This is a genomic window from Arthrobacter sp. 10N410 (assembly GCF_056394945.1).
In genome coordinates, this window is the sequence record NZ_JBFTIP010000003.1 from 646,206 (window position 1) to 669,684 (window position 23,479).

General features: G+C 68.1%; 20 protein-coding genes. 7 read left to right on the forward strand and 13 right to left on the reverse strand.

Annotated elements, in window-relative coordinates; genetic code table 11:
* Positions 1-86 precede the first annotated feature (86 nt).
* From AC1DB8_RS10740 to AC1DB8_RS10750, 3 genes are all read left to right on the forward strand, one after another.
* Entirely contained in the window at positions 87-2,183 is a 2,097-nt protein-coding gene (locus AC1DB8_RS10740) for a copper-translocating P-type ATPase (RefSeq protein ID WP_441418112.1), read from the forward strand.
* A 14-nt stretch (positions 2,184-2,197) separates the two neighbouring features.
* Positions 2,198-2,824, forward strand: a complete 627-nt coding sequence (locus tag AC1DB8_RS10745) for a class I SAM-dependent methyltransferase (protein WP_476892993.1) — start codon at positions 2,198-2,200, stop codon at positions 2,822-2,824.
* 192 nt (positions 2,825-3,016) lie between these two features.
* Positions 3,017-3,727, forward strand: a complete 711-nt coding sequence (locus AC1DB8_RS10750) for an EAL domain-containing protein (protein WP_476892994.1) — start codon at positions 3,017-3,019, stop codon at positions 3,725-3,727.
* A gap of 32 nt (positions 3,728-3,759) precedes the next feature.
* Here the strand turns inward: AC1DB8_RS10750 and AC1DB8_RS10755 are convergent, their stop codons facing one another.
* Together AC1DB8_RS10755 and AC1DB8_RS10760 are read right to left on the reverse strand one after the other, a co-directional pair.
* The gene (locus tag AC1DB8_RS10755; protein ID WP_441418115.1) at positions 3,760-4,962 is read right to left on the reverse strand and encodes a fatty acid desaturase family protein; all 1,203 of its coding nucleotides are present in this window, start codon (positions 4,960-4,962) and stop codon (positions 3,760-3,762) included.
* Between the two features lie 14 nt (positions 4,963-4,976).
* A complete protein-coding gene (locus AC1DB8_RS10760; protein ID WP_441418116.1) occupies positions 4,977-6,050 on the reverse strand; it encodes a ferredoxin reductase in 1,074 nt (357 codons plus the stop codon).
* 98 nt (positions 6,051-6,148) lie between these two features.
* On the opposite strand from AC1DB8_RS10760, the gene AC1DB8_RS10765 reads away from it, so the two are divergent.
* Entirely contained in the window at positions 6,149-7,351 is a 1,203-nt protein-coding gene (locus tag AC1DB8_RS10765) for a PucR family transcriptional regulator (RefSeq protein WP_476892995.1), read from the forward strand.
* A gap of 37 nt (positions 7,352-7,388) precedes the next feature.
* On the opposite strand, the gene AC1DB8_RS10770 is transcribed toward AC1DB8_RS10765, so the two are convergent.
* Positions 7,389-8,747, reverse strand: coding sequence for a protein kinase domain-containing protein (locus AC1DB8_RS10770; protein ID WP_476892996.1), 1,359 nt, complete (start codon positions 8,745-8,747; stop codon positions 7,389-7,391).
* 192 nt (positions 8,748-8,939) lie between these two features.
* On the reverse strand, positions 8,940-10,553 hold the full coding sequence (locus AC1DB8_RS10775) for a peptide chain release factor 3 (RefSeq protein WP_476892997.1): 1,614 nt from the start codon (positions 10,551-10,553) through the stop codon (positions 8,940-8,942).
* Positions 10,554-10,885: 332 nt separating this feature from the next.
* On the opposite strand from AC1DB8_RS10775, the gene disA reads away from it, so the two are divergent.
* Positions 10,886-11,962 carry a DNA integrity scanning diadenylate cyclase DisA gene (gene disA, locus AC1DB8_RS10780; RefSeq protein WP_441418120.1) on the forward strand — a complete coding sequence of 359 codons (1,077 nt, stop codon included), beginning with the start codon at positions 10,886-10,888 and terminating at the stop codon, positions 11,960-11,962.
* A 95-nt stretch (positions 11,963-12,057) separates the two neighbouring features.
* On the opposite strand, the gene AC1DB8_RS10785 is transcribed toward disA, so the two are convergent.
* Complete coding sequence (locus AC1DB8_RS10785) at positions 12,058-12,750, reverse strand: hypothetical protein (RefSeq protein ID WP_441418121.1); 693 nt, start codon at positions 12,748-12,750, stop codon at positions 12,058-12,060.
* 255 nt (positions 12,751-13,005) lie between these two features.
* Here AC1DB8_RS10785 and AC1DB8_RS10790 point away from each other — a divergent pair, with 255 nt between their 5' ends.
* Positions 13,006-13,842: an HhH-GPD family protein gene (locus AC1DB8_RS10790; RefSeq protein WP_441418181.1), complete on the forward strand. Its 837-nt coding sequence runs from the start codon at positions 13,006-13,008 to the stop codon at positions 13,840-13,842.
* Between the two features lie 17 nt (positions 13,843-13,859).
* Here the strand turns inward: AC1DB8_RS10790 and dhaM are convergent, their stop codons facing one another.
* The 5 genes from dhaM to AC1DB8_RS10815 all read right to left on the reverse strand — a co-directional run bounded on the left by dhaM (position 13,860) and on the right by AC1DB8_RS10815 (position 19,264).
* Positions 13,860-14,534 carry a dihydroxyacetone kinase phosphoryl donor subunit DhaM gene (dhaM, locus tag AC1DB8_RS10795; protein WP_476892998.1) on the reverse strand — a complete coding sequence of 225 codons (675 nt, stop codon included), beginning with the start codon at positions 14,532-14,534 and terminating at the stop codon, positions 13,860-13,862.
* A complete protein-coding gene (dhaL, locus tag AC1DB8_RS10800) occupies positions 14,531-15,157 on the reverse strand; it encodes a dihydroxyacetone kinase subunit DhaL (protein WP_476892999.1) in 627 nt (208 codons plus the stop codon). The genes dhaM and dhaL overlap by 4 nt, the downstream gene beginning before the upstream one ends.
* Before the next feature lie 2 nt (positions 15,158-15,159).
* Complete coding sequence (dhaK, locus tag AC1DB8_RS10805; protein WP_441418124.1) at positions 15,160-16,161, reverse strand: dihydroxyacetone kinase subunit DhaK; 1,002 nt, start codon at positions 16,159-16,161, stop codon at positions 15,160-15,162.
* Positions 16,162-16,558: 397 nt separating this feature from the next.
* The gene (locus AC1DB8_RS10810) at positions 16,559-17,068 is read right to left on the reverse strand and encodes an amino-acid N-acetyltransferase (protein WP_476893000.1); all 510 of its coding nucleotides are present in this window, start codon (positions 17,066-17,068) and stop codon (positions 16,559-16,561) included.
* 69 nt (positions 17,069-17,137) lie between these two features.
* Complete coding sequence (locus AC1DB8_RS10815) at positions 17,138-19,264, reverse strand: S9 family peptidase (protein WP_476893001.1); 2,127 nt, start codon at positions 19,262-19,264, stop codon at positions 17,138-17,140.
* A gap of 125 nt (positions 19,265-19,389) precedes the next feature.
* Here AC1DB8_RS10815 and AC1DB8_RS10820 point away from each other — a divergent pair, with 125 nt between their 5' ends.
* Entirely contained in the window at positions 19,390-19,833 is a 444-nt protein-coding gene (locus AC1DB8_RS10820; protein WP_476893002.1) for a Rieske (2Fe-2S) protein, read from the forward strand.
* A 138-nt stretch (positions 19,834-19,971) separates the two neighbouring features.
* Here AC1DB8_RS10820 and AC1DB8_RS10825 read toward each other — a convergent pair whose 3' ends face one another.
* The 3 genes from AC1DB8_RS10825 to AC1DB8_RS10835 form a co-directional block, all read right to left on the reverse strand.
* Entirely contained in the window at positions 19,972-22,464 is a 2,493-nt protein-coding gene (locus AC1DB8_RS10825) for an ATP-dependent Clp protease ATP-binding subunit (RefSeq protein ID WP_441418128.1), read from the reverse strand.
* Positions 22,465-22,826: 362 nt separating this feature from the next.
* Positions 22,827-23,153 (reverse strand): histone-like nucleoid-structuring protein Lsr2, encoded by a 327-nt coding sequence (locus tag AC1DB8_RS10830; RefSeq protein WP_175323908.1) that lies wholly within the window; start codon positions 23,151-23,153, stop codon positions 22,827-22,829.
* 137 nt (positions 23,154-23,290) lie between these two features.
* Positions 23,291-23,479 (reverse strand): hypothetical protein, encoded by a 189-nt coding sequence (locus AC1DB8_RS10835; RefSeq protein ID WP_441418130.1) that lies wholly within the window; start codon positions 23,477-23,479, stop codon positions 23,291-23,293.

Below are 23,479 nucleotides of genomic sequence, written 5' to 3' on the forward strand. Positions count from 1 at the left end.
CAACGACGCTCTTGCCAAACATACCCCCCGGGGGTATGTTTGAAGTCGGTAACAGGACAGCCACGACTTCTCCGGAGGCAGGAACCATGGACCACCAGCACAGCGGACAGACAGACCAACTGCGGGCCGGCACCGGCCACTCCGGCCACGTCCAGCCACAGCCCGGCCGGGACGATGAGCACCTTGTGCACAGCCACGGCCAGCATGCCGGCCACAGCGTCGCGATGTTCAAGAACAGGTTCTGGCTGACGCTGGCGCTGGCGGTCCCCGTGGTGCTGTTCAGCCCCATGTTCGGACACCTGCTCGGCTATGTGCCTCCGGTTTTCCCCGGTTCGGCCTGGATCCCGCCGGTGCTGGGGACCGTCATCTTCTTCTATGGCGGGCAGCCCTTCCTCAAGGGCGGCCTGGATGAACTGAAGAGCCGCAAACCGGCCATGATGCTGCTGATCGCCATGGCCATCAGCGTCGCTTTCGTCGCCTCGTGGGTCACGAGCCTGGGCATCGGGGGGTTTGACCTCGACTTCTGGTGGGAGTTGGCCCTGCTGGTGGCGATCATGCTGCTGGGGCACTGGATCGAGATGCGCGCCCTCGGCTCGGCGCGGGGCGCGCTCGATGCCCTCGCCGCACTGCTGCCGGACGAGGCGGACCGGATCACCGCAGCGGGCACGGAGACCGTCAAGGTCAGCGAACTCCTGGCAGGGGACACCGTCCTGGTCCGCTCCGGAGCCAGGATGCCGGCCGACGGCGTGGTCGTCGACGGCCAGGCCGAGTTCGACGAGTCGATGATCACCGGCGAATCCAAGACAGTGCTCCGCTCACCCGGAGACAAGGTCGTCGCCGGGACCGTGGCCACGGACAACACGGTCCGCGTGCAGGTCACCGCCGTCGGGGATGACACCGCCCTGGCCGGGATCCAGCGGCTGGTGGCCGAGGCGCAGGCCTCTTCGTCCAAGGCCCAGGCCCTGGCCGACCGGGCTGCAGCATTCCTATTCTACTTCGCCGCCGGCGCCGGCGTCATCACGTTCATCGTCTGGTCCCTGCTGGGCAGCATTCCCGACGCCGTCACCCGCACCGTCACCGTGCTCGTGATCGCCTGCCCGCATGCCCTGGGCCTGGCCATCCCGCTGGTCATTGCGATTTCCACCGAACAGGCCGCCCGGGCCGGAGTCCTGATCAAGAACCGGATGGCACTGGAACGGATGCGGACCGTCGACGTCGTCCTCTTCGACAAGACCGGGACCCTCACCAAGGGCGAACCCGCCCTCAAGGACGTCGCCACCGCCGACGGCGTGGACCGGGACAGCCTCCTGGCGCTGGCCGCGGCCGTCGAGGCAGACAGCGAGCACCCGGTGGCACGTGCAATCGTCCGGGCGGCACGGCAGCAGGGCCTGCAGATTCCGGCGGCTACAGGATTTTCGTCCATGACCGGCCGCGGCGTCCGCGCCACGGTCGGCGGCAGGACCATCCAGGTCGGCGGCCCGGCCCTGCTCCGCGACCTCGAAGCGGAAGAACCGCAGGCACTCGCAACTGCCACCCGGGCCTGGATGGACCGCGGCGCGGCCGTGCTCCACGTCATTGACGGGGATAAAATCCTGGGGGCCGTGAGCCTCGAGGACGCCGTGCGGACCGAGTCCCGGCAGGCCGTAAAGGCCCTGCAGGACCGTGGCATCAAGGTCGCCATGATCACCGGCGACGCCCGTCAGGTCGCCCGCGCCGTTGGCGAGGAACTCAACATCGACGAGGTCTTCGCCGAGGTCCTGCCGGCCGATAAGGACAAGAAAGTTGCCGAACTGCAGTCCCGCGGCTTGAAGGTGGCGATGGTGGGCGACGGCGTCAACGACTCCCCCGCGCTGGCCCGGGCCGAAGTCGGCATCGCGATCGGCGCCGGTACCGACGTCGCGATGGAGTCCGCCGGCGTCGTCCTGGCCGGAAACGATCCCCGTGCCGTCCTGTCCATGCTGGACCTTTCCCGGGCCAGCTACCGCAAGATGTGGCAGAACCTGATCTGGGCCACCGGCTACAACATCGTCTCCGTCCCGCTGGCCGCCGGCGCCCTTGCCTTCGCCGGCGTCGTCCTCTCCCCCGCGGCCGGAGCGGTGCTGATGTCCGCCTCAACGATCGTGGTGGCGCTGAATGCACAGCTGCTGCGGCGCCTTAAGCTCAATCCGGCCCAGGTCCGCTGAACCAAAGGACGCCCATGGATGCCCACACCCCGTCGTTCGGACGCTCGTATGCCCGCGTCGGGCCCCGGATGGACGCCCGCGGGGCGGCCGACCACCGGCGGCGCCTCGTCGAAGCGGCCCACGGCGCCGTCGTCGAGATCGGGGCAGGCTACGGCGCGACCTTCCCGTTCTATCCGCCCGCGGTGACGGGGGTGCTGGCGCTCGAACCGGACCCCACGCTCCTGGCGCTGGCCCTGGCCGCCGCAGCGACGGCGCCGGTGCCGATCACCGTCCTGGACGGGGTCGCCGAGTCGCTGCCGGCCGCGGACGGCTCGGTGGACGTCGTCGTCTCGAGCCTCGTGCTGTGCAGCGTGGCCGAGCCGTCCGCTGCCCTGGCCGAAGCCGTCCGGGTCCTCAAGCCGGGCGGCCAGCTGCTGTTCTATGAGCACGTCCGCTCCACGCACCGCGTGCTGGGGTTGGCCGAGGACCTGCTCACACCGCTCTGGAGCCGCCTGGCCGGCGGCTGCCACCCCAACCGGGACACCCCGTCCACCATCGTCCGGGCCGGCCTGGCAGTCGAGTCACTGGACCGCTTCGGCTTCGCGGTGCTGCCCGGCAATCCGCCGCTGGCCCACGTCCTGGGGGTGGCGGTCAAGGCCTGAGCCGGCCGCCGCACCAGGGACAGGGGTCCGTTACAGCGGGGCGGAGGAGGCCCGCGACACGCGCATTTCACCCCGGACACGGCGGGTTCCCGGCTGCGGCTGTTGCCCTACAGTGGACGTAATCATCGAAAGGACCCCCACATGGCATGTGACGGCTGCACGGCTTCTCCGAGACTCGACTTTGATTTCAGCATGGCTTTCCAGCCGATCTACGACGCCGTCGCCGGCCGCGTGTGGGGCTATGAGGCCCTGGTCAGAGGCTTGTCGGGCGAGGGCGCCTATGACGTTCTGTCAAAAGTCTCACCGGAGCAGAAGTACCGCTTTGACCAGGCCTGCCGCGTCAAGGCAATCGAGCTGGCATCCCGCCTCTTTCCTGCGGGTGAGGAGCTGATGCTGTCGATCAACTTCATGCCCAACGCGGTCTACGAACCGGCTGCATGCCTTCGTGCGACGCTGCAGGCAGCCGCGCGATGCAGCTTTCCGACGTCGTCGATCATGTTCGAATTCACCGAAAATGAGGAGGTCTCGGACACGGCACACCTCACGAACATCATCACCGAGTACCGCAAGCACGGTTTCACCACCGCCATCGACGATTTTGGCGCCGGCCATGCGGGACTTGGCCTCTTGGTCGATTTCCAGCCCGACCTGATCAAGGTCGACATGAAACTCATCCGAGGGATCGACTCCAGCCCGGCCCGCCAGACCGTCGTCGCCGGCATCGTCGGCATCGCCAGGGAGCTGGACATCACGGTGCTCGCGGAAGGCATTGAGACTGAAGCGGAGTTCCTGGCCCTGAAGGCAACCGGCATCCGCCTGTTCCAGGGATATGGGTTTGGGAAGCCCGCCTTCGAGGAGCTCCCCCGGGTCCACCAGGAGTCGGTTCTCAGCAGCACCTCTTAGCGTCTGCCGCCTCCCCCGGCGGACCCGGGCGCCTAGGCCTTCTTCGGCGGCAGGGCCAGCCGGAAGATCTTGGCCCAAGTGGAGCCGACCTGCTTCCAGATCGGGCCCGTGGTGTACGGCAGGCCGTAGCGGCGGCAGATCTCCTGGACCTTCGGGGCCACCTCGGCATAGCGGTTGGACGGCAGGTCCGGGAACAGGTGGTGCTCGATCTGGTGCGAGAGGTTGCCGGTCATCAGGTGCATGAACTTGGAGCCGGAGATGTTGGCCGAGCCGATCATCTGGCGCACGTACCAGTCGCCGCGGGTCTCGCCGTCGACCATTTCCTCGGTGAACGTATCCGTCCCGTCCGGGAAGTGCCCGCAGAAGATCACCGCGTGGGCCCAGACGTTGCGGACCGCGTTGGCGGTCAGCGTGCCGTAGAGGGCCTGCTTGCCGGAGCCGGTGAGCATGGCGACGGCGGGCGTGGCGGCGTAATCCTTGGTGAACTGCTTGAGGGCCTTGCGGCCCAGCGCCTTGAGGTCCTTGTTCAGGGCTTCTTTGGACTTCCTGCCCTCTTTGTAGTCCACGAGTTCGAGGTCATAGATCGCGATGCCCCACTCGAAGACCGGCGCCAGCAGCGCGTTGTAGAGCGGGTTGCCCAGGTTGAAGGGCTTCCATTCCTGTTGCGGATCCATGCGCAGCAGGTTGTACCCGATGTCGTTGTCCTTGCCGACGACGTTGGTCCACCGGTGGTGCAGGTCGTTGTGGGTGTGCTGCCAGGAACGCGCCGGGGTGACAAAGTCCCACTCCCAAGTGGTGGAGTGGATGTCCGGGTCCCGCATCCAGTCCCACTGGCCGTGCAGGATGTTGTGTCCCAGCTCCATGTTTTCCAGGATCTTGGCGAAGCTCAGCAGCGTGGTGCCGGTGACCCAGGCGGCCTTGTTCTTGCTGACCAGGAGCGCAGCGCGGCCGGAGATCTCCAGGCCGCGCTGGATCTTGATCATGCGGCGGATGTAGGCGGCGTCCGAGGAGCCGCGCTTGGCGAGGATGTCGTCCTTGATCGCGTCAAGTTCGCGGCCCAGCTCCGCCACCTGCTCGTCCGAGAGGTGCGCTGCGGCGGGCGGCCGGAGCAGCGGGCTGCCCGTCTCGGCGAGCGCCCCTGGCCGCTTCTTTGCGGCGGCAACGACGGCGGATCCGGACTGGGCGCCAGTGTTGCCGCTTTCGGCAGTATCCGGCTTGTCAGCAAGTGTGGTCATGTGGTGGTTTCTCCTCAGAGGTCGAGGTTAACGGGTCCGGCGGCTGCCGAGACACACGTTTGGATTAGTTGGCCGGGCTCGCCGTGGACTTCGCCCGTGCGCAGGTCACGGATCTGGCCGGCCCGGAGCGGGATGAGGCAGCTGTGGCAGATGCCCATCCGGCAGCCGCTCGGCATCAGCACGCCGGCGTCCTCACCTACGTCGAGCAGGGGGGTGTCGCCGTCGGCTTCGACTTCACGGTCGGAGGCTTCGAAGGTCACCAGACCGCCGTCGTGCCCCTCGCCGCCGGCCAGGTTGGTGCTGAAGCGTTCGATCGTCAGGGTTGCGGCCGTGTCCTTGGTGCCGGGCGCGGCCTCGGATTCCCAGAGCGCCTCGGCGTCGTCGAGGAAGCCCTCGGGGCCGCAGGCGTAGGCGGCGCGGTCCCGCCAGTCCGGGCACAGCGCGTCGAGTCCCGCCGCGGTGCTGAAGTCGAGCCGCCCGCGTTCCCCGGTGAACCAGTGGGTGACCTTGAAGTTGGGGAACTGGTCTGCGAGTTCGGCCAGTTCCTCGCGGAAGATGGCGTCGGCCGCCGTCCGCGCCGTGTGGATGAGGACCACGTCGGCATCGGGACGGTGCGGGACAAGCGTGCGGACCATCGACATCACCGGGGTGATGCCGCTACCCGCGGTGAGCATCAGCAGCGGGCGCGGGTGTTCGGGGAGGACGAAGTCGCCCTGCGGCGGCGCGAGGAAAAGGACGTCGCCCGGCTTGGTGGTGCGGACCAGGGTCCCGGAGACGGCCCCCATGTCCGTGACGGTGATGGCGGGGTCCTCGCCGGCGGGCGCGCTGAGCGAGTAGGACCGCCAGTGGCGCACGCCGTTAAGTTCGACGCCGATGCGGGCCCACTGGCCTGCGCGGTGCGCTTGCCAGCCTCGGCCGGGACGGAAGAAAATGGTGGCGGAATCGGCCGTTTCTGGAACCACCCGGGTAACCACGCCGCGCAACTGGCGGGCAGAAAACACGGGGTTGAACAGCGACAGAATGTCTTCTGGAGCTAGTGGGGTGGTCAGTAGAGATGCGGCGCGCGCCAGCTTACGGAGCCGGATCATCTACTAAGCCTATGTCAGGTTGGGTCATAATTCTTCACCCAAGGCATACGATCGACTCAAAGAAACTATCTCCACGAAACAATTTTGGGATACCCGTCATGGATGCTCCTCCCGCCGGCCACTCCGGCTACCCCGCTTACGATCCGCCGTGGCTGGCGTTGCCGAAGGAGGTCAGCGACATGCTCCGGCCCAGGATGCCCGGCATCGTGGAGGCCATCATCGACGCCGTGCCACAGCTGGTTCCCGCCTATGCCCGGCCGATCGAGGGCCGCTTCGGGCGGGGGCTGCGGCGCGGCGTCGCGGCCGCCCTGGACCGCTTCCTGCAGCTTCCGGGCACCACGCTGCCGGCGCTTTCCGAAGAGAGCCGGCAGCTGGTGGCGGGCCTGGGCAGCGGCGAGTTCCGGCAGGGCAGGAGCATGGATGCCCTGCTCAGCGCCTACCGGATGGGGGCCCGCGTGACGTTCCGGGAGATGTCCAAGGTCTCGGTGGAACACCATCTGGGCCAGAACGTGGTGGTGGACCTCGGCGAATCGATCCTGGCCTACATCGATGAGCTCTCCGCGGTCAGTGCCGAGGCCTACGCTTTTGAGCAGTCCGAACGTGCCGGCGCGGTGGACCGGCGCCGTACCGAGCTGCTGGACCTGCTGCTGCTGGGGCAGGCGGACGAGGCGGCGCTGCGCCAGACGGCGGCGATGGCGGACTGGTCCCTGCCCCCGCGCATGACGGTCGTGACGCTGCCGGTGGACCGGGCCGCCGGGCTGCGGCTGCGGCTGGGCCCGGGAACCCTGGTGATCGAACGCGAGACCGACGCCGTGGCTCTGGTCCCGGTCCGCAACTCCAAGTCCGCCCGGAAGGACCTCGACAAGGCACTCCGGGGCCGCGGCGCCTCCGTGGGTCCGGCCGGCGGCTGGGAGAAGGTCCCCGAGTCCCTGCGGCTGGCCGTGCTGGCGGCATCGGTGCTGCCGCACCGGGACGGTCCGGAGGACCCGCCGATCTGGGCGGATGAGCATCTCGCGGCGGTGATCCTCGGCGCCGAGCCCTCCGCCATCACCGAGCTGGCCAACCGCCGCCTGGCCCCGCTCGAGGGGCTCCGCCCGGCGCAGCGCGAACGGCTCGCCGAAACCCTGTTGTCCTGGCTGCGGCACTGGGGGCAGCGGGCGCCGGTGGCCGCCGAACTGGGCATCCACCCGCAGACCGTCGGCTACCGGGCGGCCCAGCTGCGCGAACTGTTCGGGGACGCGCTGGAGGACCCGGTGGCGCGGTTTGAGCTTGAGCTCGCGCTGCACGCCGGCAGGCGCTGACCCGGCGACCAGCGCTAGCTGGCGACGCCGGCGCGCGCTAGCTGGCGATCGCCTCGCGGCTGTGCAGCCGCATTTCAAGGTCGTTCATGACGATCGCGGCCAGGTCCTCGAGTGTCCGGGTGTCCTCGGCGCTGAACGCACGCGGCTCCCGGTCCAGGATGCAGAACGTCCCGAGGTTGAAGCCGTCCGGGGTGCGCAGCGGAACTCCGGCGTAGAACTGCAGCCCGAAATCCCCGGCAACGAGCGGGTTGGCCAGGGTCCGTGCGTCCCTCGCGGCGTCCTCGATGATCCAGGGCCCGTCCTGCAGGATCGCCGAGGCGCAAAGCCCCGGATCCCTGCCGATCTGGGTGACTTCGGTGCCGTGGTGGGCCTTGAACCAGATCCGGTCGTGGTCCACGACGCTGACAATCGCGACCGGCACCGAAAACACGCGGGCTGCCAGCGCCGCGATCCGGTCAAAGGCGCCGTCCGCCGGGGTGTCCAGGATCCGGTACCGCTCGACGGCGCGCATCCGGCCGTCCTCGTCGTTCGCCGCCGACGCACTGTTCTGCCGGTGACGGCCGGCGCCGTTGATGACTTCCTGGCGCAGGGCAAGGGAAACCTCGCGGGCGTCCGGCCGGGTGGCCGGATCGCGGGACAGCATGGAGGACAGCAGCGCCACCCACATCGGGGCGAGCTCCTCCGGGATCTGCGGGTCGTGGAGCAGCCGGGCGACGGCGGACTGGATCGGCGCGCCAGGGTAGGCCATCTTGCCGGTCAGCCCCTCAAGCAGCACGAGTCCGAGCGAGTAGATGTCGCTGGCCGGGCCGGCCGGTTCACCCCCGGCCTGCTCTGGGCTCAGGTAGGCCGGGGTCCCGGAGGTGCCGCCGTCGTCGTCCGCGCGGTTGTGCCCCAGGATGGCCGCGACGCCGAAGTCGGTCAGTTTGGCCCGGGGGCGGCGGTCGTCGTTGCTGTAGTCCACCAGGAGGATGTTGGCCGGTTTGATGTCCCGGTGCACGATCCCGTGGTGGTGGATGTAGGAGAGCCCGTCAGCCAGGTCGTAGCCGATGTGGGCCATGTGCGCGGCGGAGAGCGGGCCCTGCAGGGACCGGTGGCGCAGGTCCTGGCCGCGGACGAGTTCCATCACGAGGTAGGTCAGCCGGGACTCCGGATTGCTGAGGTCGGCGCCGGCGTCGAACAGGGTCACCAGTGCGTGGTGGCTCATCCCCGCGAGGATCCGCACTTCCTGGCCCTGGCGACGGGTGTGCTCAAGATCGTCCACGTCGTTGCGGAAGAGCTTGACCGCCACCTCGCGCTGCAGCAGTTCGTCGTGCGCCCGGTAAACAGTTGATTGGCTTCCCCTGCCAATGAGGGCCTCGATCCGGTACCGCCCGCTGAGCAGGAGGCCGGATTCCATAGATATTGTCAACGAGTTTTCTTGTTCCCTCAATACGGGTCCGCACATGGAATCGGACAGAGCAGTCCCAAAAGCCGGCCAGATCGACAAGCGCCCGCGAAATTAGCAAGGTTACTTATGTTACCGCGGAATGCGGATTCCGGAAGACCTGCGGGCGGGAAATTTCCGGGACCCCGGCGGGGCTCGCGAAGGCTATTTAGCCGGGTTGTGCGTGCCGATCGGCACCAGCGTCAGATCCGGGTGGTTCTTCTCGATCCGGCGCAGCGCCCAGACGTCGTTGAACAGGGCCAGATACTCGCCGTCGGAACGCAGCAGCACCTCGGCGCCTTGTACGTTCGCGAGCGTGGGCATGGCGTCCGCCGTCGTGATCCTGGCCAGCGAGTAGGGCAGCCGTTCGAGCCGCATCGGGGCGCTGAAGTCGTGTGCCATCCGGTCCTCAACCACTTCGAACTGCATAGGACCGACGGCGGCCAGCACAGGGGCCTGGTCGCCACGGATGTCGGAACGGAGCACCTGGATGACGCCCTCGTGCTCCAGCTGTTCGATGCCGCGGCGGAACTGCTTGAAGCGGCTGGGGTCCTTGGAGCGGGCCACCTGGAAGTGCTCGGGGGCGAACAGCGGGATCGCCGGGAACTCCACCGGCTGCTCCAGAAACAGGCTGTCCCCCACGCGCAGCGAGGAGGCGTTCACGAGGCCCACGACGTCACCGGGGAAAGCCTCGTCGATCACCTCGCGTTCGCGGCCGAACACCTGCTGGGCGTACTTCGTCGCGAATGATTTCCCGGTCCGTCCCTGCGTGACCACCATGCCGCGTTCGAAGACGCCGGAACAGACCCGGATGAACGCGACGTGGTCACGGTGGGCCTTGTTCATGCCGGCCTGGACCTTGAAGACGAACCCGGCGAACGGGGCGTCCACGGGGCGCGCGGCGCCCTCAACGTCGGGCCGCGGGGCAGCGGGAGGGGCGAAGTCCACGAGGGCATCGAGGATTTCCTTCACGCCGAAGTTCAGCGCGGCGGAGCTGAACAGGATAGGCGTCGCCTTGCCGGCGTGGAAGGCCTCGACGTCGAACGCCAGGTTGGATTCGATCACCAGGCCGGCCTCGTCCACGGCGTTGGACCAGTCGCCGCCCTGGCTGGCGGCGGCCTCCTCCGGGGTGAAGTACTCCGTCAGGGCGATGTTGGCGCCGGCATTGTTGCGCTTGAACTGGGCAAAGCGGTCGTTGCGCAGGTCCCAGACGCCGCGGAAGTCGCCGGAGATGCCGACCGCCCAGGTCAGGGGCATGGGCTGCAGGCCGGTCCGTTCGGTGATCTCATCCATCAGGGCCAGGGCGTCCAGGCCGGGCCGGTCCCACTTGTTGATCACGGTGATGATGGGCAGGTTCCGCTGCTTGCAGACCTCGAAGAGCTTCATGGTCTGGGTTTCCAGGCCCTTGGCGGCGTCCACGAGCATCACGGCGCAGTCCACGGCGGCCAGCACCCGGTAGGTGTCCTCGGAGAAGTCGGCGTGGCCCGGGGTGTCCAGCAGGTTGATGACGGTGTCGCGGTAGGCGAACTGCAGCGCTGCCGAGCTGATCGAGATGCCGCGGTCCTTCTCCATCTGCATCCAGTCGGAGACGGTTTCCTTGCGGTTGGCCTTGCCGCTGGACGCGCCGGCGGTGCCGATCACCTTGGCGTGCAGGGCCAGGGCTTCGGTCAGCGTGGACTTGCCGGCGTCGGGGTGGGAGATGACTGCGAAGGTCCGGCGCCGGGCTGCCTGCTTGTGAATCTCGTGGACTCTGGCGGGGCTGTGGACTTCTTGGGACACGGTGCTACTTTCGCTGCGGCTGGGAACGGGTCACGGCGCGGAGAGCCCGCGGTACACCCTAGGCATCAAGTTTATCGCAGGCGGCGGCAGGCCCGGGCGGACGACCGAAAACGCGGGTTCCGCCGGCGGGCGGACGGCCGTCTGCGCGGGACCCCCGGGCAGACGTAAATGGGGCACTTTGAGGCTTGACCGTGCGGAAACAGCCCGCCGTTGCCCCTATGATGGTGCATACGGGAAACCGGGCACTTTTGTTCTTGCCGGCCGCTGATGGATTTGTCATCAAAACCGGCGCACTTGCGGGCTGCGGCCTGCACCTTTGAAAGGGAATACCTATGGCTCGGAGTCCCGAGGATGCACTTAAGGCGACTCTGGCCAGGGTGGCGCCGGGGACGGCCCTGCGGGACGGCCTGGAGCGAATCCTCCGCGGACGTACCGGCGCCCTGATCGTGCTGGGCATCGACCGGACCATCGAATCCATCTGTTCGGGTGGCTTCGAAATCGGCATCGACTTCTCCCCCACCCGGCTGCGTGAACTGGCCAAAATGGACGGCGCCATTGTCTGCGACAAGGATGCGAGCAACATCCTGCGGGCCGGCGTCCAGCTGGTGCCCGATTCGAGCATTGAGACCCAGGAGACGGGAACCCGGCACCGGACCGCTGAGCGCGTTGCCATCCAGACCGGCGTTCCGGTCATCTCCGTGAGCCAGTCGATGCAGATCATCGCGCTTTACGTCAACGGCCTGCGCCACACCTTGGAAGGCTCGGAGAAGGTCCTGGCCCGCGCCAATCAGGCCCTCGCCACACTGGAGCGGTACCGCTCCCGCCTGGACCAGGTGACCAGTTCGCTGTCGGCCCTGGAGATCGAAGCCATGGTGACGGTCCGCGACGTGGCCGTGACCCTGCAGCGCCAGGAGATGGTGCGGCGCATCTCCGAGGAGATCTCCCAGTATGTGCTGGAACTCGGCGAGGACGGCCGTTTGCTCTCACTCCAGCTGGACGAACTGACGGTAGGCCGAGGGCCGGGCAGCGACGTGATCATCCGGGACTACTCGGGCCCCAGCGCCTCCGCCGCGGATATCGAAAACGCCGTCAAGGCCCTGGTGAACCTGGGCCCCACCGAGCTCATCGACCTGGGCAAGATCGCTGGCATTGTCGGCTTCGCCGGCGGTGAGGCGAACCTCGACGCCGTCGTGCAGCCGCGCGGATACCGCCTGCTTTCCGGGCTCAAGGCGGTGCCGAAAGCCGTTGCCGACCGCCTGGTGGACCACTTTGGCGGGCTGCAGTTCCTGATGGCTGCCACCATTGATGACCTCATGACGGTGGACGGCATCGGCGACCAGCGCGCCCGGACGGTCCGCGAAGGCCTGAGCCGGATGGCCGAGGCCAGCCTGCTGGACCGGTTCCTCTAGACCGGTTCCTTTGGGCCCCGCCTAACCCCTGTCCGCTGCTCCGTAACCGCCCTTTTCGGCCCGCAAAACGGCACCTGCGGAGCAGTCGAAGTGGACTAGCCGAGCTGGAAGACGGCCTTGGGGCTGGTCTTGTTGCCGAGCCTGGCGGTGAAGACGTAGTAGGCACCGCCGCCGCCCGGCTGGGCGTCCACGACCTTGCAGCCCTCAGTGGACCGGTTGCGGTTCCACGGGAAGTTCGCCGTCTCGCTGCCGCCGGGGCGGATGGTCTTGACCAGGTCGCTGCTCTCCGCCTGGCAGTCCCGGGACGAGAAGATCCGGTCCGAGCCGCTGGTGATCAGGTACTCCATCTGCGAGGTCCCAAGGTTGACCTCGCACGAAACCTTGTTGCCGTTGGTGACCTTGAGGGTCAGCAGCGGGTTCTCGCCAGCCGCGTAGGCGGCCTTGTCCGTGGCCGCGGTGACCTTCAGGAGCGTCTCGTCACAGCCAGCTCCCGCCGTCGGCGGGGCCCCGGCGGACGCCTCCGTGCTGGCGGGGGTGCTGCCGGGCTTGGCCGTCTGGGTCGAGTCACCGGACGTGGCCGCCGGTCTTTCGCCGTTGAGGACGCTGGAAATCGCAGCGAAACCGCCGACAGCGAGGGAAAGCACCAGCACCAGGGCGGCTCCGACGAAGAGCCGGCGTCGGCGGTAGACAGGGCTGAGGGGTTTCCGGGCCGGCCTGCCGCTGGTCTTTGCCTTGGCGGAAGCCTTCGGTCCCGAACCGTGCGTTCCTGAGTTGCCTTGCCTGACCATCCTTCTAGGCTAGATAACGCCGCGGGTTATGCCGGCCCACCACGCCGCTGGCCGCACTATGGTGCCCGTCTCTATTAAGCTGGTTCGATCAAAGCCTTAGCCGATTCCCCCGCCCTCCCCGCCGCCGCGGCCCTCCCGCCGGTGCCGGCTGTGCCGGCTGTGCCGCTCGCCGAGCTGCACGCCGCCCTGGACTCCTGGTTTCGTGACACCGCCCGCGATCTGCCCTGGCGGGCGGCGGACTGCTCCGCCTGGGGTGTGCTGGTCAGCGAAATCATGCTCCAGCAGACCCCCGTGGTCCGGGTGCTGCCCGTGTGGGAGGAATGGCTGCGGCGCTGGCCCGCGCCGGCCGATCTCGCCCGGGAGCCCGCCGGGGAGGCTGTCCGGTCCTGGGGCCGGCTGGGGTATCCGCGGCGGGCGCTCCGGCTGCACGCGGCCGCCGCCGCGATCGTGGACAACCATGGCGGCGCGGTTCCCGGCAGTTACCCGGAATTGCTGGAGCTTCCCGGCGTGGGCAGCTACACGGCCGCCGCCGTCGCCGCGTTCGCCTTCGGCGGCAGGGCGACCGTGGTGGACACCAACATCCGCCGGGTCCACGCTCGGCTGTTCACCGGGACCGCGCTGCCGGCGCCGGCCCTGACGGCCGGCGAAATGCGGCTGGCCGCGGAGCTGCTGCCCGACGAAGATGCCGCCTCGGTGCGCTGGAACGCCGCCGTGATGGAGCTGGGGGCGCTGGTCTGCACGGCCCGGGCGCCGAAGTGCGGTCAATGCCCCGTCCGCGGCGCGTGTGCCTGGCTCGCCGCCGGCGAACCTCCCCCCACCTACACGCCAAAGGGGCAGGCCTGGCACGGGACGGACCGTCAGGTGCGCGGAGCCGTGATGGCCGTCCTGCGCCTGGCCGAATCACCGGTGGCCCGCGAACTGCTGGAACAGGCCCCCGCGGACCTAGGCTTCGACGCCGACGGGATCGGGGTCCCGCTCGCGGCGCTGCACCGGCTGAACCCGGCGCCCGAGCAGCTGGAACGGGCCCTTGCCGGGCTGCTCAGCGACGGCCTGGCCGAGCTGCACCCGGGCGGTCTGCGGCTGCCCGGCTGACCTGGTCCCAACTACACCTAGGGCTCGCCGAAGCCTGCCTTGATCAGCCCGCCCAGGTAGTCGACCGCCTTGCCCGCGTCCGCCCCGCTGGCTTCGATGTGCAGCACGGTTCCTTTCCCGGCGCCAAGCATCATAAGTTCCGTCATGGATGCACCGTCGACCCCGTTGATGGTGACGTCGGCATCCATCCCGGCCAGGCCGCCGGCAATCTTCGCCGCGGGCCGTGCGTGCATCCCGGCCTGGTTGACGAGTTCGAAGTCGCCCTGGGCATCCGGCGGCTGCTGGTGCGCGTGTTCGGGCCCGTGCGGGTGGGCCGGCGGGCGGTAGACGGCTTCGGCCGCGTCCTTCACGGTTCCGGCGTCGGCCCCCGTCTGGGCGGAAACGGCTGCCGCGACGAGTCCCTCGATCAGCGGGGCATCGGCCAGCTGGATTGACTCCGGATCGGCGGCGAACTCCACCGCCGATTCCGCTGTCATGACGGCGGAACCGAGGTCGGTGAGCACCACGATGCCGCTTCCCCCGGACGCCCGTTCCAGCGCGGCCATCACCTTCTCCAGGCTGGTTCCGATCCGGCCGTCGTCGGTGCCGCCGGCCGCCACGATCATGACATCGGGCGCCATTTGGGCGGCGAGTTCGACGGCGCCGTCGGCGATCTTTTCGCTGTGCGAGACGACGACGAGCCGGACCGTCATCCGGCGGCCCCCACGGCGGCGCGCAGGATCAGGGCACTGGATACGGCTCCGGGGTCGCGGTGGCCGATGCTGCGCTCCCCCAGGTAGCTGGCGCGGCCCTTCCGGGCCAGCATCGGGTCGGTGGAAACAGCGCCGGCCTCGGCCGCATCGGCCGCCGCGGCCAGGACCTTGCGGACGTCGCCGTCGCCGGCGGCGGCCGCCGAGGCATCCACGGCAGGAGTCCAGGCATCCACCATCGTCTTGTCGCCGGATTCGGCCTTGCCGCGGGCCACGATGCCGTCGCGGGCCGCCTGCAGCGCCGCTGCCAGCGTGGCGGCGTCAATGTCGGCAGCGTCCCCGAGGGCCGTCGCGGCCCGCAGGAAGGCTGTTCCATAGAGCGGCCCGGCGGCGCCGCCGACCTTCGACATCAGGGTCATGGCGGTGAGTTTCAGTGCCGCCCCGGCAGTTTCCGGGGGCGCTTCGGCGAGTTTGTCCATCACGGCCTTGAAGCCGCGGTCCATGTTCTCGCCGTGGTCGGAGTCACCGATCGGCCGGTCCAGCTCAATGAGTTCGACCCTGTGCTCGGCCATTGCCTCGGCGGAGAGCGTCAGCCACCGCACGGCCCAGCCGACGTCCAGCCCCACGTTCAGACGCCCCAGCGCAGGGCGGCGGTGTGGACGGGCGCGTCCCAGAGCCCGGTCATCTCCTCGTCGAGGCGCAGCACGGTGATGGAGCAGCCCTGCATCTCAAGCGAGGTGATGTAGTTGCCCACCAGCGAGCGCGCCACGGTGACGCCCTGATCCGCAAGCCTTTGCGCGGCCCGGCGGTAGACGATGTACAACTCGCTCAACGGTGTGCCGCCCATGCCGTTGACGAACAACAGGACCTTCTCCCCCGAGGCGAGGCCAAGGTCGCTGACGACGGGATCCAGCAGGCGGTCGGTGATGCCGTCGACGGGCTCCATCGGAATCTTGTGCCGGCCCGGCTCGCCGTGGATGCCGATGCCGATCTCGATCTCGTTGTCCTCGAGCTCGAAGCTGGGCACTCCGGCGTGCGGCACGGTGCACGCGCTCAGGGCCACGCCCATGCTGCGCACGTTTTGGTTGACGCGGTCACCGATGGCGGCGACGGCGTCGAGGCTGTCGCCGCGTTCGGCGGCGGCCCCAGCGATCTTCTCGACCAGGACGGTTCCGCCGACGCCGCGGCGCCCTGCGGTGTAGAGCGAGTCCTGCACGGCGACGTCGTCGTTGACCAGCACCGTACGGACCTCCACGCCCTCGGCCTGCGCCAGTTCGGCGGCGGTCTCGAAGTTCAGCACGTCGCCGGTGTAGTTCTTCACGATGTGCACGACGCCGGCGCCGGAGTTCACTGCAAGCGTGGCCGGCAGGATCTGGTCCGGGGTGGGCGAGGTGAACACTGCGCCGGGAACCGCGGCGTCGAGCATCCCCAGTCCGACGTAGCCGCCATGCAGGGGCTCGTGGCCGCTGCCGCCGCCGGAAACCAGCCCGACTTTTCCTGCCACCGGGGCGTCCTTGCGGACGATGTATTTGGGATCCGGGTAGACAGTCACAAGGTCGGCGTGAGCAAGCCCAAACCCCTCCACTGACTCGTCGACCACGGCCTTGGGATCATTGATGAGTTTCTTCATGGCTGTGCTCCCTGGATGGTTGTCCTGGCTGCTTGCTTAGACCCTACTACCGGGGCCCTGCCAGCGGTAGGCTCCGGGTTCAACCACTGCCGGGACGCTCAGGGCCCGGGTGCAGCCTCCGGCGCGAAGCTCGGCCAGGCGTCCGGACCGAGAGCCACCCGGGGCTGGAGCCGGCGCGCGGCGGCATCGGCGCCCCCGCAGCGGTCGCCACCGGGTGAGTCCGGCTGCACCGGAACGGCGTCCACCGTCATTTGGAATGCGGAGAAATCTGGAAAAATCACGCGATTCTGCAATTTCTGCCTCCGGAAGCTGGCGGCCCGCCCCATCGGGCCGGGATCAGTTTATCCACCAAGTTGATTTGGCGGAAGACCCCGTTTCAGGCAGCTGCGGGAAGCGCCTAGAGCGTCCGGATCATGCGGGTGTTGCCCAGGGTATTGGGCTTGACCCGCGCGAGGTCCAGGAATTCGGCGACGCCTTCATCGTGTGAGCGCAGGAGCTCCGAGTACACCACCGGATCCACGGCCGTCTGGTCCGCCATCACCTCGAAGCCATGCTTCTTGAAGAAGTCCACTTCGAAGGTCAGGCAGAACACGCGGGAGATGCCGAGCGCTTTCGCATCCTCCAGCAGGCGTTCCACCAGCAGGTGTCCGACGCCCTTGCCGCGCCACGCATCCGAGGTGGCCAGGGTGCGCACCTCCGCCAGGTCCTCCCACATCACGTGCAACGCGCCGCAGCCGATCACCTCGCCGTCGGGCGCTTCGGCGATCCGGAACTCCTGGAGGCTTTCGTAGTACGCGACGGTTTCCTTGGCCATCAGGATCCGCTGGTCGGCCAAGGGTGCCACCAGGGTCTTGATGGCGGCAACGTCGCCGGTGCGGGCAGGGCGGATGCGGATCGTCTCAGTCACAGCCCAATCCTACGGCGCGGGCCCTTGCGCCCCGCCCGGCCTTGGCCGGCCGGGGCGGGGCCGGGCGGCTCAGAGACCGAGCTCGTCCGGCACCGGGATGTCCTTGTCCAGCAGGTTCCTGGCCAGGAAGTGCTCGACCACGCCGTACCAGACCTTGGCGTGCTGCGGCTGCAGGATCCAGTGGTTCTCGTCCGGGAAGTAGAGGAAGCGGTGGTCGGTTTCGCCGTTCTCGTCGGCCGCCAGCTGCGACTTTGAGAGCAGTTCGTACCAGAGCCGCAGCCCCTCGCCGATCGGCACGCGGTAGTCCTTGTCGCCGTGGATGACCAGCATCGGCGTGCGGATCTTCTCCACATGCAGGTGCGGAGAATTCTCCGCGGCCATCTCCGCAGTCATTTCCTTCAGCCAGTACTGCGCTGAGTCCGTGGTCGGGCCGAACTGGTCCAGGGCCCACAGGCTTGCATGCGTGACGATCGCCTTGAACCGGTCCGTGTGGCCTGCCACCCAGTTGGCCATGTAGCCGCCGAATGATCCGCCCATCGCCGCGGTGCGTGTCTCGTCGATGTCGGGGCGCTGCTCGACGGCGTCGGTGATCGCCATCAGGTCCAGGAACGGAGCCTTGCCCCACTCGCCCCAGCCCCGCTGGATGTGATCCTGGCCGTAGCCGGTGGACAGGGCCGGGTCCGGGAGCAGCACCGCGTAGCCCCGGGCCACGAGCAGCCACGGGTTCCAGCGCCAGGTCCAGGCGTTCCAGGAGCCCAGCGGGCCGCCGTGGATCCAGAGCAACAGCGGTGCCGGGTTTCCGGCCGATGCGTCTTCCGGAAGGGCCAGGTAACCGGGCACCCGGCTGCCGTCCGCCGAGGTGGTCTCCACCCGCTCGAGCGTGCCGCGGTAGGCAGGGCGCCCGGCCGGGGCCGGCAGCCGGGTGACGTCGCCGCTGGCGAGGTCGATCCGGACGGCTTCCGCCGGAAATTCGTAGGAACTGCGCAGCGCATAGGCGCTTCGCCCGTCCGGGGAGACGGCGACGTCGGTGTAGGCGGCCGCGTCGGCCGTCAGCCGCACGGGCGCAGCCTCCCCGCCGGCGTTGCCGGGCACGGCGATGCGGAACACCGGCGAAGCCCCGTCTTCATCCGCCGTCACAAGCACGGCCGATCCATCCGGAAGCCAGGCCGCGGGGTGGCCCCAACGATCCCAGCCTTGCGCGAGCGGCGTCAGCGCCGCATCGCCGCCGTCGCTGTCGCCCGAGACATCGAGGAGGTGCAGCGCGATCCTGGGCGCCTGCTCCGGGGTGGTGTCTGTCTCGCTGAGCACCACCAGGGTCCGGCCGTCGGGGCTGACCGGGCCGGGGAAGTAGCTCATGCCCTCGGTGTCGAGCAGGACCCGGCGGGTGCCGGCGGCGACGTCGACGGCCACGAGCACGGTGCGGGAGTCGGCATTGGCGAGCGGCCGGGTGAAGCTGCTGTAGACCGTCTTCCCGTCCGGGCTGACGGCGATATCCGCCTCACGGAGTCCGTTTCCGGCGTTGGGGGTCAGGTTGCGCAGCTTGACCGGCGGGAGGGCGTCGACCGTCACCGGCTTCCCGGGCTCCGGCTCCGGACCGGGCTCGACGGCGAACAACCGGGGCTGCGCGGGGCCCAGGTCCGCGTCCCAATAGCGCACCGGGTAGCCGCTGTGCAGGATTGCGGCCACCTTGTTGTCCTTGCGGTCCTTGCGGCGCTCCTCGTCGTTTTCCTCGTCGGTGGAACCGGCGAGGACTGACGCCGTGACAAAGAGGGCGTCGGCCTCTTTCGCGGCCAGGAGGCCGCCGATGCCGCCGGCCCGGGAGAGCGCGACGCGGGCCTCTCCGCCGTCGGCCGGGAGGACCCAGAGGGCGTTGACCGGCTCTGCATCCGGGCTCTCGGGGTCCGGGCGCGCAGAAGTGAAGTACAGGCTGCCGTCCGCCGCGAACACGGCGCCGGCCTCGCCCTTGGCACTGCGCGTGATCCGCCGGGCCTGCTTTTTGCCCGCAGGATCCAGCTCCCACAGCGCGGTACGGTATTCGGTGCCCTTGTCGTTGAGCGTGGCCACGGTGGTGACGAGCCGTCCGCCGTCGGGGCTCAGCGCCAAGCCGCTCACCTTCGGGATGGCGAGGTAGTGGTCCAGGTCGTGGAACGGGGTCTCGGGGTGTTCGGCCGGGGTCTGCGTATCGGAAGAAGCCATGCCCCCGATTCAACACCCCTTGTGCGCCGGATCACACTCCGTTCACTCAGAGTGAAACACTGCTTTCATATTCAAAGGTGCCGAAATCGCAGCGGGCTCTCAGGGACTGTTGGCATGATGAGTCCATGAACCCTGAAAAGTCCCTGCCTCGACGCTCCCTGCTGCTCGGCGCTGGCGCCCTGGGCGGCAGCGCCCTGGCCCTCTCGGCCTGCACCGCTTCGCCGACCGGCACCCCGGCGACGACGGCGGCCGGCCCCTCTGTTCCGGCCGGCACCGCGGTCAAGGTGGGCAAGCTCAGCGATGTATCGGTGGGCGGCACGGCCACCGGGAAAATCAACGGCAAGACGGTGGTGATCTTCCGGCCGGATGACAAGACCGTCCTGGCGTACGACGCGGCATGCACCCACGCCGGCTGCCCGGTGGCCCCCGCCGGGGAAGACTTCCAGTGCCCGTGCCACGGCTCCTCCTTCAAGGGATCCGACGGCAGCGTGATCAACGGTCCGGCCCAGGCGCCGCTGGCCAGGCTGAAGGCGGCTATCGACGGCGAATGGATCACCGTAACCGCCTGACACGGCCGTCCCACGTCAAATAGAAGCGCCCGCGGCAAGAAGCGCCCGCGGCAAGCGGCGCCAGCGGCAAAAAGGCCCCGGCCGCCTCCTTGAAGGAAGCGGCCGGGGCCTTTTACTTGGAACGTTATCGCTTGGCGCCTAGACGCTCGGAGCGATTTCCGGGATGCGCGGCTTGGCGTTGCCGGCGAAGGTGAACTTCGCGTCGTCGCCTTCGCCTTCCACGTCCACCACCACGATGTCGCCGGCGTGCAGTTCGCCGAAGAGGATCTTCTCGGAGAGCTGGTCCTCGATCTCGCGCTGGATGGTGCGGCGCAGCGGCCGGGCACCCATCGCCGGGTCGTAGCCGCGGGTGGCCAGCAGCACCTTGGCCGCGGGCGTGAGCTCGATGCCCATGTCCTTGTCCTTGAGGCGCTTCTCCAGGCGGGTGACGAACAGGTCCACGATCTCGATGATCTCGTCCTGGGTCAGCTGCGGGAACACCACCACGTCGTCAACACGGTTCAGGAACTCGGGGCGGAAGTGCTGCTTGAGCTCCTCCGTGACCCGGGCGCGCATCCGGTTGTAGCCGGTCTGCGTGTCCGTCCCGGACTGGAAGCCGGTGGCGACGCTCTTGGAGATGTCCCGGGTGCCGAGGTTCGTGGTCATGATGATCACGGTGTTCTTGAAGTCCACCACGCGGCCCTGGGAGTCGGTCAGGCGGCCGTCTTCCAGGATCTGCAGCAGCGAGTTGAAGAGGTCGGCGTGCGCCTTCTCTACTTCGTCGAACAGCACCACGGAGAACGGCCGGCGCCGGACCTTCTCGGTCAGCTGGCCGCCTTCCTCGTAGCCCACGTAGCCCGGAGGGGCACCGAAGAGCCGCGAGACGGTGTGCTTCTCCGAGTACTCGGACATGTCCAGCGTGATCAGCGCGTCTTCCTCGCCGAACAGGAACTCCGCGAGGGCCTTGGCCAGTTCGGTCTTGCCGACGCCGGTGGGGCCGGCGAAGATGAACGAGCCGCCCGGACGCTTCGGATCCTTCAGGCCTGCACGGGTACGGCGGATCGCCTGGGACAGGGACCTGATGGCCTCGTTCTGGCCGACCACGCGCTTGTGCAGTTCGTCTTCCATCTTCAGCAGGCGCGAGGATTCTTCCTCGGTCAGCTTGAAGACCGGAATGCCGGTGGAGTTCGCCAGCACCTCGGCGATGAGATCCTCATCCACCTCGGAGATGTCGTCCATGCCGCCGGTCTTCCATTGGCGTTCCTTCTCGGCGCGCTCGGCAATGAGCTTCTGCTCCTTGTCGCGCAGCGAGGCGGCGCCTTCGAAGTCCTGCGCGTCAATCGCGGATTCCTTCTCGAGCTTCATGGCCGCGATCTTCTCGTCCATGACCTTGAGCTCCGGCGGGGCGGTCATCCGGCGGATGCGCAGCCGCGCGCCGGCTTCATCGATCAGGTCGATTGCCTTGTCCGGCAGGAAGCGGTCCGAGATGTAGCGCTCGGAGAGGCTGGCCGCCGAGGCGAGGGCGCCGTCGGTGATCGTGACGCGGTGGTGCGCCTCGTAGCGGTCACGCAGGCCCTTGAGGATCTCGATCGCGTCGGCGACGGAGGGCTCCTTGACCTGGATCGGCTGGAAGCGGCGCTCCAGGGCGGCATCCTTCTCGATGTGCTTGCGGTACTCATCCAGCGTGGTCGCACCGATGGTCTGGAGCTCACCGCGGGCCAGCATGGGCTTCAGGATCGAAGCCGCATCGATGGCACCTTCGGCAGCACCGGCACCCACCAGGGTGTGGATCTCGTCGATGAAGAGGATGATGTCGCCGCGGGTGCGGATCTCCTTGAGCACCTTCTTCAGGCGCTCTTCGAAGTCACCGCGGTAGCGGGAGCCGGCCACCAGGGACCCGAGGTCCAGGGTGTACAGCTGCTTGTCCTTGATGGTCTCCGGCACGTCGCCGCGGACGATCGCCTGGGCCAGGCCCTCGACGACGGCGGTCTTGCCGACGCCGGGCTCGCCGATCAGCACCGGGTTGTTCTTGGTGCGGCGGGAAAGGACCTGCATGACGCGTTCCATTTCCTGCTCACGGCCGATCACCGGGTCCAGCTTGTTCTCGCGTGCGGCCTGGGTCAGGTTGCGCCCGAACTGGTCGAGGACGACAGAGCCTGCGGGGGTGCCTTCGGCCTGGCCGGAGCCAACGCCGGCACCGGCGGATTCCTTGCCCTGGTAGCCGGAGAGCAGCTGGATGACCTGCTGGCGGACGCGGTTCAGGTCCGCTCCGAGCTTGACCAGCACCTGGGCGGCCACACCTTCACCCTCGCGGATGAGGCCGAGCAGGATGTGCTCGGTGCCGATGTAGTTGTGGCCCAGCTGCAGGGCTTCGCGCAGCGAGAGCTCCAGCACCTTCTTGGCGCGCGGGGTGAAGGGGATGTGGCCGGACGGGGCCTGCTGGCCCTGGCCGATGATCTCCTGAACCTGCTCGCGGACGCCGTCGAGCGAGATGCTCAAGGACTCGAGGGCTTTGGCGGCAACACCTTCACCCTCATGGATCAGACCCAAGAGGATGTGTTCGGTGCCGATGTAATTGTGGTTCAGCATGCGTGCCTCTTCTTGGGCAAGCACAACTACGCGACGGGCACGGTCCGTAAATCGCTCAAACATTTCGCCACACTCCTAGCTACGACGTACTTTGATGCTACGTGGCGGAGTTCGAGATTTGTGGCTTGTTCGCCACGGGGGAAACCCGGACGGGTCCCGGGCGTCACGGCGGTCCACGGATACCGGCCGGCCGGGGCCCTGGCTCGGCCCCGGTCAGGGCTGCGCTCCCGCCCGGTTACTTCTTCCCAAATCCTGAAGACACGGCGTGTCCTCGGCTTATTGAGGCATTTTCCGGAGGCAACCGGGCGGGAACGCACAGTTGCCGCCAGCACCGGCCGTCCGGACACGACAATGCCCCCGCCGCGGGGGCAGGGGCATGGTCGAAGGAAAGGGGCGAGCCGACGCGCCCTTCCGGGAAGCAGGTACTAGGAATTTGCCTTTTGGTAGGCTTCCTGAATTTCGGCTTGGATACGGCCGCGGCTGTTTACCGCATAGCCGTTGTCCCGGGCCCACTGTCGAATCTGCGCCGAGTCCTGATTGCGGCCGCTCGAAACTTTAGTCCGGGTTGCCCGCCCGGTCGACGTCTTGCGCGCGTGGGCCACGTACCGCTCGACGGCCGAGCGGAGTTCTGATGCGTTGCCCGATGACAGGTCAATTTCATAACTCACGCCATCAAGGCCAAACCGGACAGTTTCGTCCGCGGATCCCCCATCCAGATCATCAACAAGGATGATTTTAACTTTCTGTGCCATAAAAACTCTCTTTTCAAAAGGTCGAGTATTTAGAAAAGCAGGATGTATCTGAAAAAAGTATCCATCCTTTTATGGCCGGGAGTCAAAGCGGAAAAGCCCTTCCAAAGAAAGTCCACAGGAAGGAATAGCCCCAGCTTTTAGCGCTGTTCGGGGGAATGCCCGGTCCCGGGAGCGGGATTTTGCTCCGGCCCGCGGGCTGCCGCCTCCGCCTGGGCGCGGGCCTCGGCCTGGCGCTCGGATTTGTCGGCATTGAAGATTGCCTTCATGGCGAACCAGAAGATGAGCCCGACGACCACGGACGGGAGCAGGACGGCAATGTATTCCAT

Coding starts and splice junctions, on each gene's coding strand:
- AC1DB8_RS10745 (WP_476892993.1), top strand. CDS start 2,198: ATGGATGCCCACACCCCGTCGTTCGGACGCTCGTATGCCCGCGTCGGG.
- AC1DB8_RS10815 (WP_476893001.1), bottom strand. CDS start 19,264: ATGGCTTCTTCCGATACGCAGACCCCGGCCGAACACCCCGAGACCCCG.
- AC1DB8_RS10765 (WP_476892995.1), top strand. CDS start 6,149: ATGGATGCTCCTCCCGCCGGCCACTCCGGCTACCCCGCTTACGATCCG.
- AC1DB8_RS10750 (WP_476892994.1), top strand. CDS start 3,017: ATGGCTTTCCAGCCGATCTACGACGCCGTCGCCGGCCGCGTGTGGGGC.
- AC1DB8_RS10770 (WP_476892996.1), bottom strand. CDS start 8,747: ATGGAATCCGGCCTCCTGCTCAGCGGGCGGTACCGGATCGAGGCCCTC.
- AC1DB8_RS10755 (WP_441418115.1), bottom strand. CDS start 4,962: ATGACCACACTTGCTGACAAGCCGGATACTGCCGAAAGCGGCAACACT.
- disA (WP_441418120.1), top strand. CDS start 10,886: ATGGCTCGGAGTCCCGAGGATGCACTTAAGGCGACTCTGGCCAGGGTG.
- AC1DB8_RS10760 (WP_441418116.1), bottom strand. CDS start 6,050: ATGATCCGGCTCCGTAAGCTGGCGCGCGCCGCATCTCTACTGACCACC.
- AC1DB8_RS10785 (WP_441418121.1), bottom strand. CDS start 12,750: ATGGTCAGGCAAGGCAACTCAGGAACGCACGGTTCGGGACCGAAGGCT.
- AC1DB8_RS10820 (WP_476893002.1), top strand. CDS start 19,390: ATGAACCCTGAAAAGTCCCTGCCTCGACGCTCCCTGCTGCTCGGCGCT.
- dhaK (WP_441418124.1), bottom strand. CDS start 16,161: ATGAAGAAACTCATCAATGATCCCAAGGCCGTGGTCGACGAGTCAGTG.
- dhaM (WP_476892998.1), bottom strand. CDS start 14,534: ATGACGGTCCGGCTCGTCGTCGTCTCGCACAGCGAAAAGATCGCCGAC.
- AC1DB8_RS10830 (WP_175323908.1), bottom strand. CDS start 23,153: ATGGCACAGAAAGTTAAAATCATCCTTGTTGATGATCTGGATGGGGGA.
- AC1DB8_RS10825 (WP_441418128.1), bottom strand. CDS start 22,464: ATGTTTGAGCGATTTACGGACCGTGCCCGTCGCGTAGTTGTGCTTGCC.
- AC1DB8_RS10835 (WP_441418130.1), bottom strand. CDS start 23,479: ATGGAATACATTGCCGTCCTGCTCCCGTCCGTGGTCGTCGGGCTCATC.
- AC1DB8_RS10740 (WP_441418112.1), top strand. CDS start 87: ATGGACCACCAGCACAGCGGACAGACAGACCAACTGCGGGCCGGCACC.